Origin of the sequence: Acidiphilium sp. PA, from assembly GCF_026191915.1 — a bacterium.
Lineage (GTDB): Bacteria > Pseudomonadota > Alphaproteobacteria > Acetobacterales > Acetobacteraceae > Acidiphilium.
In genome coordinates this window covers 1-15,108 of record NZ_JAIMBY010000040.1, presented here as the reverse complement: position 1 = coordinate 15,108, position 15,108 = coordinate 1, and the positions used below count along the sequence as shown (strand labels likewise).

Sequence of the window (15,108 nt, the reverse complement as noted above, 5' to 3'; positions counted from 1 at the left end):
TCCTGTTCGGCGGATCGGGCGCCGACACCATCATCGGCGGCCCCAACGGCAACGATATTTTCGCAGGCTCCGGCAACGAAACCATCGAGGCCGGCGGCGGTGCCACCTTCATCCAGGCCAGCACCACCGCCTTGCTCACGCCCGGCACCGGCCAGGATCTGTTCGTCATCAACCAGCAGGCCAGCGGCGACGTCACCATCTCCGGCTTCAACCCCCAGTATGACCATCTCGACCTGGTCGATGCCGCCGGTGCCCCCGTCAGCATCGCCAACATCATAACCAGCGCCACAACCATCAGCGGCGGTGTCGTCCTGCACGTATCGTCCACCGAAACCCTCACCATCGAAACAGTCGGCGCCCCCAGCATCAGCAGCGCGTGGTTCAGCGAGCAGGCCATCCCCACCGTCGCAGGCTCACCCACCGGCTCGGGCTCACCCACCGGCAATGGCTCAACAAGTGGTAGCGGCGGCACCGCGCCGCCACCCACCTCACCCCCGCCCGAACCGCCCCCGCCCGCGCCGGTCGTCACCAGCGTCGTCGGCGGCGCCTATGCGACAATCCCTAGTGTTTTCAATGCCGCATTTGTTGATTCAATTTCAAGCGCCGCAGTCGATGCATCCATGACAGGTCGAACCGAGACAGTGACTATGACCGGTGGTTCCAATAGTATCGATGCGATCGGCGGACCTGGCCCAAAGCTTTATCCTACTTACGGCAACATCGTGATGACCGGAGACAACAATGCGATATCGGTTACCGGCGGTGGCGTTACGGTTTCCGGTTCAAGGGATTCAGTAGTCGTACCTTACACGTTTGGCTCTCTATCAATAACCCTTACCGGCACTGGCGATACGGTTTCAACTTCTTCCTTCACCTCGCCCGCTCTCAACATTGAAGGCAGCGCAAATATTGCCAATTTCAACTCCGAATCTGTCACCGATACCATCGGTGGCTCGAATAACACTGTCACGGCGGGAACGTACTCGATAATCGACGTGACCGGCACCAACGATCGCGTAGCTCTCCTCGGCGAGACGAGGGCGACCGTTTCTGGATCGGGAGACACAATCGACGCGACAAGTGGCTGGCATAACATCACGGCGACCAATACCGCCGGCACACCAAACCTCTATGAAGTCGGGGGCCCTGTTGGCGGTGCGGTAACGATCTCGGGTTTCAATCCAACCATCGATAAAATACGCGTCCTCGATTCTTCGGGAAATCCGCTCAGCCTGTCTGCGATCAATCAGATTATTTCCAATAGTGTAACGGTATCCGGTTCGCCGAATGTCGTGAAACTCGCCACCGGAACAACTATGCTTTTCCTGGACCTGAGTTCCGGTGCTGGAAACGTGGGCAGTTCGTGGTTCGAGCAAACCACTCCTACGCCGATACCCACGGGTCCTGTCACAATCGACGGCGGCGTCGTCATTCAAAATGGCGGAAGCCAAACCGTTCTTGGCGCCTACACCAACGTCACGGACTCGGTTTCTGGATCGGCAATCGACGCCCGACGTACTTATCAGCAGGAAACCGTGACATTGTCCGGCAGTGCCGACACGGTCGATGCCGTTGGCGCCGCAGGTTCAAACAATTACGCGACCTACGGCAATTTGGATCTTACAGGCAACAATGATGTTGTCTCGGTGACGGCCGGAACAACGACCGATACCGGGAAGGGCAATACGATTAATGTGCCGTGGCAGTTCGGCGGAGGCAATGTCGTTGAACTTGGCACTAATGCGACGATCACGGCAGGCGCAAATACTTCGGTCCCAATCGATCTCGAAGGGAGCGGTAATCAGGCGACCATCAGCGCCCAGACGGCGCTACAAACGATCGGCGGAGCCAACAACACGGTAACATCTAGCGGATATGCAAGGCTGAACATAACCGGTACCGCGGACCAGGCTTCGATCAGCGGAGAAGTGGCGGCGACCGTTTCCGGCTCCGCCGATACGGTGACGGCTACCGGCTTCAACAACGTGCTTATGACTGGCTCTACCGACGTGATGTCCGTACCGGGCGGCTCTTGGACTTCTTACGACACAGTGATTGGCGCTGCTGACACTGTGTTCGCTGGAGGCGCTTTACCAAGCGGTGGCAACCAATTGTTCCTGAGTCTCGGAGCTAATGCAGAGACCGTTGTCACGAATGGTCAAGAGATGTCGACAATTTCGGGGGGATCGGGAAGCCTTAGTTTCTATGCGGGCGGTGCCAGCAATCTGGTGATTGGTGGTACCGGCACCGAGGCTATTACGGCTAGCGGAGGGAACACGACTCTATCAGGCGGGACCGGTCCGGTTGATGTCTTCGGCAATGGCGGTAGTGTAACTATTCAGAATGTCGGGGCAAATATTTCTATTCATGACGGCGGATCGATTATGATTGACCTAACCGGAAATGGAAATACTGTTAATCTTTTTGGATCCGGATCGCGCGTTCCGGGAAACATAACTATAAATGGCTATTCCAGCACGGATACAATAAGGTATGCGTCCGTACCTGGCTCTGCTTTTACGAGTATCACGGGATCGATGGTAAGCGATGGTGGACATACGCTTACGCTTTCAGATGGCACATCGCTTACTCTCGTGTAATTTATCGTTATTTCGCAGCCTCCATCATGCTGACCCGCATGATGGAGGTTAGTCGTGCGAATCCCCCAATAAGTCTGCGGCGGCTCCGGTTTTTTGGACAGGTGTTTAAGCTAACCGGGATAATTCACCAAGCGAGTTTCCTTATTTTCCTTGATGGGCGCTGGGTAACCTGACGTCGTGGGTGCGTGACGACCCACCGGCCGATCTGGGCTGGTTTTGGTGGTCTCGGCGGTGTGTCGGCGCTGGAGTTGGATGAGATCGGGACCGGGTGGGGGCAACCGCCCCTGAGTTTAGACCAGCAATTTGGGCAGTCTGGCCAGAGCGTAGCGGAGAATGACCTGATCCGGCATCGATCGCGGCAGATGCAGGCGAATTGATTTCTGCAATGTCTCGACCTGGACGGCGAGTTTGATCAGGCGTAGCCGCAAGGTATCGAACTGGATGCCGCGCCAGCGTGAGCGACGCGGCATCAGGGAGCGAAAAGTCCACATCAGCCAATACGCACCAATATGCAGAAACAGACGCATCTGGTTTGCGCTGGCCCGCGAGCACGAGGTGCCGTCGGCCGCGAGATGGGTCTTCCACGCCTTGATGTGATTTTCAGCCTGGCCGCGCGCGCAGTAGATGTTTTGATACAGGGTGCGTGGCGATCCAGCCTTCAGGTTGGTGACGATAAAGCGGGTATCGACCCCCATCGGTCCGGCCTCGACGCGCGCGATGATCCGCTCGACGCGGTCCCAGCTTGCCGCACCATCATGGAACTCCTTGAACCTCCGAACTTTCTCGCCCGGTGTTTGTTCCGCCCGGGCCGCGGTGTTGGCCTCCAGAGCGATGACGTGTTTGCGCAGCGTCGATGTCGGCGCAACACCGAAGATGTAACTCAGGTCGCGCGCGCGACAGAAACGCAGCACCTCCGGCGTGCAATAGTGGGAATCGCCGCGCAGCATGATCGCGGGGCGCGGCCAGTGGCTACGGATGGCACCGATCAGGCGGCGCAGCCATTTGACGATCTGGCTCCCTTTCGGTCGGCATGCGGGGCGCAGCACGGCGGCGATCATACGGCCGTCACCATCGAACACCACGATCGGCTGGAAACCGTATTCATCGTGATGCGCGTTGAACAAACAGAGTTGCTATACGCGGTGGACGGCATCGAAGGTATCGTCGATGTCGAGCACGATGCTGTTGGGCACCCTGCGGAAACTCGAGCAGTATTGCTCGACCATCGCCATGCCCATGCGCAGCAGAGCGCGGGGTCCGGGCAGGTTCTCAGTGCGCGAGATCGTTGCCTGCGAGCACAAATCCCCCGCCTCGGGCAGGCGCTCCATCGCGAGCTTGAAGATCGGATCGCGGCGCAACCTGTCCGCGTCGTTGCCATCCTCATAGCCGGCCGCGATCATCAGCATGCGAAACCGGATGATTTCGTCGAGCCCATGGACCACACGCCCGGGCGCACGAGGATCATCGATGCACGCGACCAAACGACTTGCGATGCCGAGCCGCTGCTCGATGGCCCGTAACCCCAGCAACCCCCCGTCGGAGGAAAGCAGATCGCCGTCGAACCGGGCCTCGATCGACTTGCCGGCGACAGGTGACAGACCGGGGAGAATTGGGGTATTTGCAACCGAGGCGAGCATGGCGGTCCGTCGTGGTGAAGTTTTGTCTCGACAACAAATTCTTACACCGAATCAACGGTTTATGCTATGCTCGCCGACCTTCATGCATAATGCGGGCTAAGGCTGGCCGGTCGAGAGAGGAGCCAGAGATGGGCGTAAAGAGGAAGCAGCACGGGGCGGAATTCAAAGCTCGTGTGGCGATGGCGGCGCTGTCGGGGGAGAAGACCCTGGCGGAGTTGTCGGCTGAATTTGGTGTTGATGCCACGATGATCAGCGCGTGGAAGCAGGAGCTGGTGAAGCGCGCGGGGGAATTATTCGAGCGCGGCAACAAGGCGGCCGTTGCCGAGGATGCGCAGAAGATGATCGATGATCTGCACCGCAAGATCGGCCAGTTGCAGGTTGAGCGGGATTTTCTTGCCGGGCAGCCCGCCATCTCCCGACTGCTGAGAGGCGGGCGATGATTACGCCGAACGCGGAGCTGTCCATCAACCGGCAATGCGCACTTCTCGGTGTTGCGCGCAGCAGTTTTTATCATCGGCCACGGGCGGAGTCGGCAGAGGAGATCGATCTGCTGGCCCGTCTCGACGGGATTTTCACCGCTCATCCGGTCTACGGCAGCCGCCGGTTGCAGGTAGCGTTGGGGCGAGAGGGAATTTCGGTCGGTCGCCGGCGGATCCGGCGCTTGATGAAAAAACTCGGCCTCTGCGCGGTCCGGCCAAAGCCAAACACAAGCAAGCCCAACCACGAGCACATGTCTGGAACGCCCCCGTCACGCAAGGGTAAAACAGGAACGAGGCGATCATCGCATGCAGTCATGTCTACGGCCTGTTCAATGCGTGGCAGAGCCACACTGGCCATGATGAAGTCCGCGAGTTGATTTCCGATCAAAATTGCGCGCTCAAAATTGCGCGCTCAACAAGCGCATTGGCCCAACGGATTACGTCAACTCCCGGATGCGACCGGTTCGTCATCATTCCTTAGCACCTCTACGCGATCTCGATCACGCCAGACGCGATCCACCCTTTGGGTCAGATTGCCGGCGCAACATATTCTTGTCCCTTTGCCATCAGCACCCAGGCGATACGAGCGGTCTTGTTGGCGAATGCGACGGCTACGACCTTCGGTCGCTTGCTATCGATCAGACGAGATGCCCACGCCCGGCTTGGATTACTTTGCCGCGCGTGGCGCAGCACAGCCGTCGCGCCCGCCACGAGAAGACGCCGTAGATATCCGTCGCCCTACTTGGTGATGCCCATATTCCGCTCCTTGCCGCCACTGCTGTGCGATCGGGGGGTCAATCCGAGCCAGGCAGAAAACTGCCTTCCAGATCGGAATACCGTCGCGTCCGGTACACCGGCCGCAATCGCGCTGGCGGTGATGGGACCGATGCCGGGACTCGCCGCTAGCCGCCGGCTCTGCTCGTTACCGCGATGCCATGCCATGATCTTCGCTTCGATTGCCTCAATCTGACGTTCCGCACTTTCGATCTGTGCGATCACCCCATTCAGCGCGTCACGAGCAAGTGCGGGTAATGTCGCGCCACATCCATGGAACAGCTCGGACAACTGTTTCATCCCGACCAGCCCCTGCGCGGCGACCATGCCGAATTCTCCGAGGTGAGCGCGAAGCGCATTGGTCAGCATCACCCGCTGGCGGACCAGCAACTCACGGGTCTTGTGCAACATCAGCACCGACTGCTGTTCGGCTGATTTCACCGGAACAAACCACATGGTCGGCCTTGTCATGGCCTCGCAGATCGCCTCTGCATCCGCCGCGTCCGTCTTGCCACGTTTGACGTAGGGTTTGACGTAGGCAGGTGGCATAATCTTCACCGAATGCCCTAGTGCAGCAATTTCACGAGCCCAGTAATGCGCCGATCCGCATGCCTCCATGCCCACCAAACACGCAGAAACCTTCCGGAAAAACGTCAGGACATCCGAGCGCCGGAGCTGCCGGCGAACAATCACTCGGCCATCGGCAGCCACACCGTGAACCTGAAAAACATTCTTCGCCAGATCCAACCCGATCGTTACGATCTCACTCATAGCCATGCCCTCCTATGTTGACGGCCCCGCATCCTACAGCAGACCGTCGTCACTAAACGCCAGGAAGAGGGGGCGTTCCACACCATCAATGTTCATCAGCACAAGTGGGCCGAACTCCATTGTCACAGCCACCGGGAGTCCCACAGCCCCGCCGGCCTGAATGCCAACATCGCCGAATTCTGCCGGTTGCTGAACGAGAAGCAGGTGCCTGGCCGCTTGGAGCCACACCCAGTATCAGCTGAAAACACGCGGCCGACCCGCGCACAAAAACCTACCAGCAGAACCCAACATGCCGGCACAATGGCGTCGCTAGCGGAACAGCATCTGCTATCACGACAAGATCGAGCAGGAACGACTTACCCGCCCTATACCGATATGCTCCGCGCCGCAGTAAGCCCGTCAACAATCCCCACCCAAAATCGCAAAAGGACACTGCTATCCAGAGTTGATGTTTAGTAAATTTCATGTCAGATTGCTACCTTAAGGACCACCCACGCCCTTAGATGGATTCATCGTATGGTAGACACAACCCTGACCCAGAACGATTCTGAGCCGCCAAGGGCTGAAGTTCAGGTGCCAATTCGCTACACTCGCCGACTGTCGGACAAGATTCTCATGTCGTTCCATCAGGCCTGCGATCAGATTGACTTTGATGTCGCACGGGACCTCCTCAAAATCCTGGAGGGCATGGTAGCACGAGAGCCGAATATAAAGTCGGAGAATAGACGCAAAGGGGTTGAGAGTTTGGTAGCCGCTCATGAACGACTGTGGCATCTACGGCATCCGAAACAATATGACGATCTCTAGTTTTCGTATTGAATTCAGTGGAATGCGTTTTTGCTATATCATTAGGGCGCACTATAGCGATAGCGTCCCGCAATATATAAAGGGGTATTATGTTTACGGCAAAGACAAGATACTATCAGCAAATACCCGTTACCGTCATTATTCGGTATTCCAACAATGTAGGCAACGTCTTTCGGAAACACTCCCCATCACGCCGACTTCGGCAATTTTCGCCTCAATTTCGTTTCGTCAATCACACTGCTCGACGTGACATCGATAATTTTTATCACAAACGGTCCCTCAGTCCAACTCACCACGATCTGACAACACCTCTCTTTCGCGTGTCGATCCACCACAATCGCATATTTTATTGAAAAACATTCCAAAATTGAATAACTATTCAATGCACCTATTTATTATATATTTCGTCGCATATCAATTATGCAAAAATACAAGACCTGTATGGCAATTGTAAGGTTACCACGGAAATGCAGAAAATTGTTCTCGTCGACGACTCAGCCGCAAACATAATGATTTATACAAAGCTGTCAGAGTCAATCGATTTACCTGTTGCCGTAACGTCATTCCAGGATCCGTGCCAGGCGATTAAATGGCTTCGGGTTAATAGCGCTGACCTGGTCATCACAGATTACAAGATGCCCGGAATGACTGGGGCTAACCTTACTAAAGAAATACGAATGATCCCAGCCTGCGTCGATATGCCCATCGTTGTCACGACGGCTTACGACGATAGTGATATTCGCATCGAGGCACTTGAGGCTGGGGCAACCGATTTTCTGCTAACTCCGGTCCGTCACGCGGAATTCCAACCACGCATCAGAAACCTCCTAAAATTGAGTGCTCATCAGCGCCAGGAGCGCGAACGTGCCGCTGACCTGGAACTTCAACTGGAAGCCTCAAAAAGACATAATATTCAATTAATACGTAACAATCATGAACAACTCATCCAGGTCATTGATAGCGTTCCGGCAATGATAAGTGCTACCGGCTACGATGGTACCTTGCTATTCTCAAATAATTATCGCCTCCATGTTCTTGGCGACTTACCTACTGATCCACTAACGGCTATTGACCACCGCGTAATCGAAACGGGAGAAACAGTTGGCGGTCTCGAGGAGACCTTAAGGGATGTGTCCGGTTTAAAGCGCGTGTTTTTCACTACAAAGTCTCCACTACGAGGACCGACTGGCGCTGTCATTGGTATCATAACAACTGCCCTGGACATTTCTGAGCGAAAGGCCGCTGAAACGCAGCTACTATACCAGGTCGAACATGATTGCCTTACGGAAATACCCAATCGCTATTTTGTCAACAGCTGGCTCGCAGCCGAAATCGAACGTAATCACGATGACCAGCGTCCTTTTTCTCTCTATTATGTTGATCTGGATCACTTCAAAACCGTCAATGATAATCTCGGTCACCATTATGGTGATATGTTGTTACAAGCTGTCAGCAAACGCCTCAAGAGCATTATCCGTAGCGAGGACATTGTTGCGCGATTAGGCGGCGATGAGTTTGCAGTTATCCAAATTGGTTTAAATCGCAATAATGCGAACAATAATCTAGCCTATAGAATAAAGAATGCGCTCCAGGAGCCGTTTTTAATTGATGATCAGGTTATCCATATAAGCGCTAGTGTTGGTGTTACAATGTATCCCTCTGACGGTACGAATGCCCACGAACTCATGAAAAACGCTGATCTTGCAATGTATAAGGTCAAGGCTAGCGGCCGTAATAATATTGAATTCTTTACCACGGATATGCAGGAAAACGCACAAAATACGTTCCGAATCAAAACAATGTTGAGCGGCGCCCTCGAAAGACAGGAATTTTTCCTCGTCTACCAACCGCAACGCAATTTACAATCTCATCGAGTGGTTGGGTTTGAGGCACTTCTACGATGGAACCAAACCACCAATGCCATCGTGAGTTCTGAAACGTTTTTACCGGTCGCTGAAGAAATCGGAGTGATACAGGAACTCGACCAGTGGGTGTTGAGTGAGGCATGTACCCAGGCCAAAGTATGGCTTGAAACGCGAAGCGAAGCTCTGCGCGTTGCCATCACACTATCAGCCCAGACATTTCGTGACCCTGGACTTAGCGCTAAGGTCATGGCGACCCTCGCTTCAACAGGGCTTCCACCCAGTCTGCTGGAACTTGAGTTGCCAAAGGGGTTCGTGCTCACCGATGATCAGAATATTTTTCAGCAACTTGACACATTGCATCAGGCTGGCGTCCGGTTTTCAATCGAAGAGTTTGGTGCAGGGCATTCGGCTCTTTCTTACCTTTCTTGCCGTCATATCAAAACCTTGAAGCTCAACTGTTCCATTATCTCTGACCTTGGCTCCGACCATAGCCTCGCAGTAGTCACAGCAATCATTAATTTGGGAAAAGCCCTGCACTTAGATGTGTTAGCTGAATGCGTTGAATCGCCGGATCAGTCGCTCACACTACGCCGACTTGGATGTACCTTGGCCCAAGGCCATTTTATCGGTGATCCCATGGATAGTACCCAATTACTTGAGCATATGTGCGAGACCTGGCATCAGGAGAACCACGATTGTGAACAAACATTGATGAGGATTGGCAACACCATCTGCGCATTAACTACTGCCTGATGAGTTCGTTAGCTCAGCATCTCGTCAAATGGCCTACGATGCCTGTGGATGGCGAACAACAGATGGCTATCAATCGTCTGATTGTCGGCATCGCCGCTATTGCGTTTAACAACTGGCTTCTACCGCACTCAGTGGGCCGATGGGAAGCCGTCAGTGCGGCAGTTGCCTATCTGGGTTTTGGCTCGCTTATCGTCATGCATTTATTGCGGTACCCGCATGCGTGTCCCATAAGACGAGTTTTCACCTTGATGGTCGATTGTGGCGCCGCCTCCTACGAGTTGCATATCGGCGGGTCCGCGACGATGTGGCAATTTGCCGGATATCTCTGGATCGTGTTCGGGAACGGCTTTCGATTCGGTGCGAGCGCGCTCCGGCTTTCGATGATTGTTGCCCTCGGCGGTTTCAGCTTGATGGTTTTGACGACGTCATATTGGTGGGACCATCAAGCGGAGGTTGTCGGCGGGTTCATATCCTTGACAATCGTTCCATTTTACGCGCTGACCCTCATCAAGCGCTTATGTGAGGCACGTGAAGCCGCAGAGTTGGCTAGCCAGGCAAAATCGTTATTTTTGACAAGTGTGAGCCACGAACTTCGGACGCCTCTCAATGCAATCATTGGGATGGCAACACTATTGGACCAGAGTGATCTTAAGGCCGATCAGATGCGCATGAGCCAAACCATCATGACAGCTGCCCGCAGCTTGTTATCGATGATAGATGGCGTGCTCGACATCGCACGGATTGAGACGGGTCGGACCGCACTCGTGCCGACGGATTTCGATCTCGCAACCCTGATTGGTAACATTCGTACCATTTTCCTCTTGCCATGCACCGTGAAGGGCCTTGCGTTTAACGTGCATGTGACAGCGCGAACACCGCTACTATTGTATGGTGATGGGCAAAAACTACATGACGTCATTGTAAATCTTGTTGGAAACGCTCTCAAGTTTACTGAACATGGCCACATCACGATCGGGATCGATTGTCTTGAAGAGCGAGACGAGACGATCCTTTTGCATGTCCAAGTCGCTGACTCAGGCCGGGGGATTGAGTTAGAGGAACAACCACGTGTCTTCGAAATGTTCTCTCAAGCGAACGCGACAGTCCATGAGAGATTTGGGGGCATCGGCCTAGGGCTTACGCTTGTCAGGAATAACGTCACGTTGCTGGGCGGGACGGTTCATGTCGAAAGCCAAGTTGGCCACGGGAGCGTCTTTTCGTTCTGTGTCCCGTTTGGTCGGCAAGAGCCAGATCATAGCGCCGTACCTGATGGTCCGCGGCTTCGCGCCTTCATCGTCTCGACCGGCGCTAATTCGATCCATCCGTTACTTGATCTTCTTGTTCAGCAAGGCGTTGACATCCGCTCCGAGTCAATTCGGACGACGACGATGCAAGAACCTCATTTATTTGGAGTTCTAGCCTTTGCTGCTGTGGACCCGGCGAGGATCGATCATTCCATCCATACCATTGATCGTCTGGCTTTTGTGGGGCTCAGCGACGATAAAGAAGGGGGGTTGCCACCACTACTCCTTCAGCGCCAGTTCCTAACAATTTTATCAAATGACCCCACAAAAGAAGCCTTAGCAAGATTTCTTGACAGAGTAGCAGGACTTTGCCGGATCGTAGCCCCACCTTATGGTCAAGAGCGGTTACCTCACTCCGAACATCAGTTTCGAGTTCTAGTAGCCGATGATAATGCGACGAACCGCTCTGTGCTGGAGATGATTTTGAGCGCCGGCGGGCACGTGGTCACCGTGGCGAACGACGGCAAGGAGGCATTAGCCGCTCTCGCCGAAACGCGTTTCGATGTGGCCATTTTTGATGTCAATATGCGCGAGATGGGCGGAATTGAAGCCGCCAAGGCGTACCATAGGGCTGCACAGGGGGCCGACATCGTGCCAATTATCGGTCTGACCGCCGATGCTACGCCGTCGACGCGCGAGCAATGCCTAGACGCGGGCATGGTACTTTGTATGGTAAAACCGATTGAACCGATGGTCCTTTTGGAGTTGGTGAAGCAGGTTGTTGATGAATCATGCCCCTCACGGATAGGTGTATACCTTGCCAAAGACCGTGCCAAGACGGAGGAGAATCCGAACTTTGGGGCGTCAACGACTATGCCACCAGCCATTAAGGCTGAGATAATCGGCGGGCTTCGCAATCTTGGAGGCGACACATTCCTTCACGATCTCATTGTGACCTTTCAGTCCGAGATCAAAGATAATTTTCAACACTTACAGCAGGTCAGTGCCGAAGGTGACGTTCTTGGCTTTCGGGCTTGCGCTCACGCTTTACGCAGTATCGCGGCAAACATCGGCGCGCATCATCTAGCAGAAATATGTTCTCCTTGTCAGACGATCTCCACTGCGGATCTTACGGATAACTCAAGGATTTTGGTTCAAAATATCGGCAGTGAAATCAATCGCGTGAATGCCTCACTCGCAACGATTGTTTATAACTAATTTTATTTTCTGGTTTAATAACGGTCGATCATACGTTTCGACATTGGCATCATACCCTGTCCACCACCAACTGCTGGGATGAGCGGGCGCGAAGACGATCCTGTGCTGCAGCGAGGTGACACATTTTGCGCAAATCAGCGTCAGTGAGGCTCATGGCGGTATCAACCCAAAGATCGGTAATGTCGTTCATCTCTGATAGTGATACGCCGTTAACCCTACGACGGATCTGATAAAGCGCGCTCATTACGCCCCTTCGACGTGCTTGTTGCGTAATAAGCTCGCTGACCGACTCTCTACCAGTCGCCGTCTCAACGACGTAATCAATAACACCTATTTCAAGCATTTCTTCTGCACTGTACGAGCGACCGCTCTTCATCATATCTTCCGTCTTATGCGCACCAATACGTCGTGACAAAAAACTATAAGCTCCCATGCCAGGAAATAGATTGAATAATATCTCCGGCAACATGAATTTAACGTGCCGTTCGGCGATCAGAATATCGCAACTAAGTGCGCATTCAAAGCCGCCACCGAGAGCGTCGCCCTCAAGAAGCGCAATAGATGTGACTTTATTATTATATCCCATATGATTGGTGTACCCCACAACCACACAGGCGCGCGCATAGTGTTGGAGCGCAGCACGGTCACGCTTTTTGATTGTTTCAGCAAAAAAAACAAGATCACCACCGAGGTTGAACACACCTGGGACAGATGAACCCAGCACAAGATATTCGATCGGTGTTGTTGCCTCATCTACGCGGTTGGTAATGAAACGTTGCAACGCGTCGATTTCTTTGAGCAAAGTCGGCGTGAAACATGGCCGCTGATGAGGATTCATCCAACACCATAGCGTCTTGTCGTCGCTACTGAACGAGGTCGTAAGTTCCGCCAGTCTCAGGTCACGAAGGTGCTCATCAATGGGTTGGTTTTGGTTCGGGGTCCAACTCTGACGAGTTGTCATAGCACTGACTTTTTTAGATAGGCACTGGTTGGTTCTTACATGGGTCATAAAAACTCCATTTGATATGACTTAGCTGATAACCGTATTATCCACGCGATATCTTAAGATCCTATTAGCGCTGTTCTTGAGGGAACAGTCGTATTTCCTATCGCACGCTCGTAAGCGCGCGGTCTTGGCCGTGTAGTGGCGCGATCGCAAGCGGTTTAGCTGGACTCCTTCTGGAGGCTCATAAGGAGGCGGCTGTTGGAGGGGGAGATCGTCGCGCGGGTTGAGCGGCGCCGGATGTGGTCGGCGGCCGAGAAGGCTGCCTTGCTGGCGGAAGTCGAGGCCGAGGGTGGTCGGGTATCGGTGGTGGCGAAGCGTCATCGGATATCGGACAGTCTGCTCTACAACTGGCGATCGGCGTGGAAAGCTGCCGCTGAGCCCAGGTCGGTGCGTTTGTTACCGGCCGGCTCTGCGGCGTTCGTACAGCTTGGGGGTGATCGCGCCGTCCCGGGATGATGGACCCACAGAAACACCGCAGCCTGATGCGCCGGCAACGACGAACAGCCGCGGTGCTGGGCTGACGCTGGCCGAGCGTGTCGGGGTGATCGAGATCGATCTGCCAGATGGTGTCCGGGTCCGGCTCGATGGTGTGGTGAGCGAGAAAGCGCTGCGTCGGGTTCTGCTTGCGGTGCGCGAGGTCCGATGATCAACCTCGGCCCGGGCACGAAGGTATTTCTGGCGTGCCAGCCGATCGATCTGCGCGCCGGCTTCGACGGCCTGGCGTCACGGGTGCAGCAGATCATCGGGGCCGACCCATTCAGCGGCCATTTTTTCCTGTTCCGGGGCAAACGCGGGGATTATCTGAAGGGGCTGCACGGGGACGGCAGCGGTCTGTGCCTGTTCGCGAAGCGCCTGGAACGCAGCAAGTTCGTCTGGCCGCCGATCGTCGAGGGGTCGATGACGCTGACGCTGGCGCAGCTTGCCTTGCTGGTCGAGGCGATGGATTGGCGGCGGACGATAGCACCGCCCCCGACGCCACGACCAATGCTGATCTGATCGGACTGCGATTCGGGATTGATTCTGGTGGGGACGATCGGGCCTTGGTAGGATTTTGCCATGTCGCTCGCCAGCGCCGCCCTACCCACCGATCCTGATGCGCTCCGCACTTTTGCGCTGGCCTGCCAGCAGGAGTTGGCGGCGGCCTCCACCGAATTGCAGGCGGCGAAGTTCGGCTTGGAACTCCGGGTACTCGAGATCGAGAAGCTGAAGGTGCAGATCGCACGGCTGCGGCGGATGGCATTCGGCCGCTCGTCCGAACGGCTCGACCGGCAGATCGGCCAGCTCGAACTCCAGCTCGAGGAGTTGGAGACCGGCGCCGATGAAGTGGCCGGCGACGACCCCGCGGAACCGGCCATCGACGAGGCGCCCGCGCCAGTCAAACGAACCACCAACCCCAAGCGCGCGCCGTTGCCGGAGCATCTGCCGCGCGAGACGATCGTGCACGAGCCGGCACATGATGCCGCCTGCACCTGCACCGCCTGTGGTGCTGCGATGGGCAAGCTTGGTGAAGATGTGACCGAGGTGCTCGATTATATTCCCGGCCGGTTCCAGGTGATCCGGCATGTCCGGCCGAAATACGCCTGCAAGCGGTGCGATGCGATCAGCCAGGCGCCGGTCCCCAACCTGCCGATCCCGCGCGGCCGCGCGACACCCTCGCTGCTCGCGATGATCGTGGTGTCGAAATACCTCGATCATCTGCCGCTGTGCGGCGGTTCCGGTTTTTTGGACAGGTGTTTAAGCTAAGGCTGGCCGGTCGAGAGAGGAGCCAGAGATCGGCGTGAAGAGGAAGCAGTGAGCTGGTCCCAGTTGATCGGACAGTTTGGCGGCTGGTTTAAGCTATTTTCCGGTTGCATTCACGCCGCCAGTTTGGTGTTCAGCATTGCCGGGGCTAGCCCCGGCAATGCTGAATTTTCGATCTTGTAATAAGCCTCGTCGGGGGTTCGACCGTCAAGGG

The 15,108-nt window shown here is 55.2% G+C and carries 10 protein-coding genes and 2 pseudogenes; 9 read left to right on the top strand and 3 right to left on the bottom strand.

Translation table 11 applies throughout. The features are described 5' to 3' along the window. A partial coding sequence (locus tag AruPA_RS20365) for a beta strand repeat-containing protein (RefSeq protein WP_408859082.1) occupies nucleotides 1–2,600 on the top strand: 2,600 nt, incomplete at its 5' end. Between the two features lie 290 nt (nucleotides 2,601–2,890). Here AruPA_RS20365 and AruPA_RS20360 read toward each other — a convergent pair. Continuing rightward, nucleotides 2,891–4,237: pseudogene (locus tag AruPA_RS20360) on the bottom strand (IS1380 family transposase). A gap of 179 nt (nucleotides 4,238–4,416) precedes the next feature. On the opposite strand from AruPA_RS20360, the gene AruPA_RS20355 reads away from it, so the two are divergent. Together AruPA_RS20355 and AruPA_RS21900 are read left to right on the top strand one after the other, a co-directional pair. After that, entirely contained in the window at nucleotides 4,417–4,677 is a 261-nt protein-coding gene (locus tag AruPA_RS20355) for a hypothetical protein (RefSeq protein ID WP_265638577.1), read from the top strand. Then, nucleotides 4,674–5,093 carry an IS3 family transposase gene (locus AruPA_RS21900; RefSeq protein WP_408859080.1) on the top strand — a complete coding sequence of 140 codons (420 nt, stop codon included), beginning with the start codon at nucleotides 4,674–4,676 and terminating at the stop codon, nucleotides 5,091–5,093. Before AruPA_RS20355 ends, AruPA_RS21900 begins: the two co-directional genes overlap by 4 nt. Nucleotides 5,094–5,244: 151 nt before the next feature. On the opposite strand, the pseudogene AruPA_RS20350 reads toward AruPA_RS21900, so the two are convergent. Continuing rightward, nucleotides 5,245–6,261: pseudogene (locus AruPA_RS20350) on the bottom strand (IS110 family transposase). 1,274 nt (nucleotides 6,262–7,535) lie between these two features. Here AruPA_RS20350 and AruPA_RS20345 point away from each other — a divergent pair. Both AruPA_RS20345 and AruPA_RS20340 read left to right on the top strand, forming a co-directional pair. After that, nucleotides 7,536–9,686 carry an EAL domain-containing protein gene (locus AruPA_RS20345; protein ID WP_265638576.1) on the top strand — a complete coding sequence of 717 codons (2,151 nt, stop codon included), beginning with the start codon at nucleotides 7,536–7,538 and terminating at the stop codon, nucleotides 9,684–9,686. Next, a complete protein-coding gene (locus tag AruPA_RS20340; RefSeq protein ID WP_265638575.1) occupies nucleotides 9,686–12,148 on the top strand; it encodes an ATP-binding protein in 2,463 nt (820 codons plus the stop codon). Before AruPA_RS20345 ends, AruPA_RS20340 begins: the two co-directional genes overlap by 1 nt. 49 nt (nucleotides 12,149–12,197) lie before the next feature. Here AruPA_RS20340 and AruPA_RS20335 read toward each other — a convergent pair whose 3' ends face one another. After that, nucleotides 12,198–13,157, bottom strand: coding sequence for a crotonase/enoyl-CoA hydratase family protein (locus AruPA_RS20335; RefSeq protein WP_265638574.1), 960 nt, complete (start codon nucleotides 13,155–13,157; stop codon nucleotides 12,198–12,200). Nucleotides 13,158–13,352: 195 nt separating this feature from the next. Between AruPA_RS20335 and AruPA_RS20330 the strand changes: the two genes are divergently transcribed. Genes AruPA_RS20330 through AruPA_RS20315 form a run of 4 tightly spaced genes read left to right on the top strand, consistent with a single transcriptional unit; the run spans nucleotide 13,353 to nucleotide 14,897 of the window. Further along, nucleotides 13,353–13,610: a transposase gene (locus AruPA_RS20330; protein ID WP_265638573.1), complete on the top strand. Its 258-nt coding sequence runs from the start codon at nucleotides 13,353–13,355 to the stop codon at nucleotides 13,608–13,610. Beyond that, nucleotides 13,588–13,800 carry a hypothetical protein gene (locus tag AruPA_RS20325; protein ID WP_265638572.1) on the top strand — a complete coding sequence of 71 codons (213 nt, stop codon included), beginning with the start codon at nucleotides 13,588–13,590 and terminating at the stop codon, nucleotides 13,798–13,800. The genes AruPA_RS20330 and AruPA_RS20325 overlap by 23 nt, the downstream gene beginning before the upstream one ends. After that, nucleotides 13,797–14,150, top strand: a complete 354-nt coding sequence (tnpB, locus tag AruPA_RS20320) for an IS66 family insertion sequence element accessory protein TnpB (protein WP_265638571.1) — start codon at nucleotides 13,797–13,799, stop codon at nucleotides 14,148–14,150. The genes AruPA_RS20325 and tnpB overlap by 4 nt, the downstream gene beginning before the upstream one ends. A gap of 60 nt (nucleotides 14,151–14,210) precedes the next feature. Beyond that, nucleotides 14,211–14,897, top strand: coding sequence for an IS66 family transposase zinc-finger binding domain-containing protein (locus AruPA_RS20315; protein WP_265638570.1), 687 nt, complete (start codon nucleotides 14,211–14,213; stop codon nucleotides 14,895–14,897). Nucleotides 14,898–15,108 lie beyond the last annotated feature (211 nt).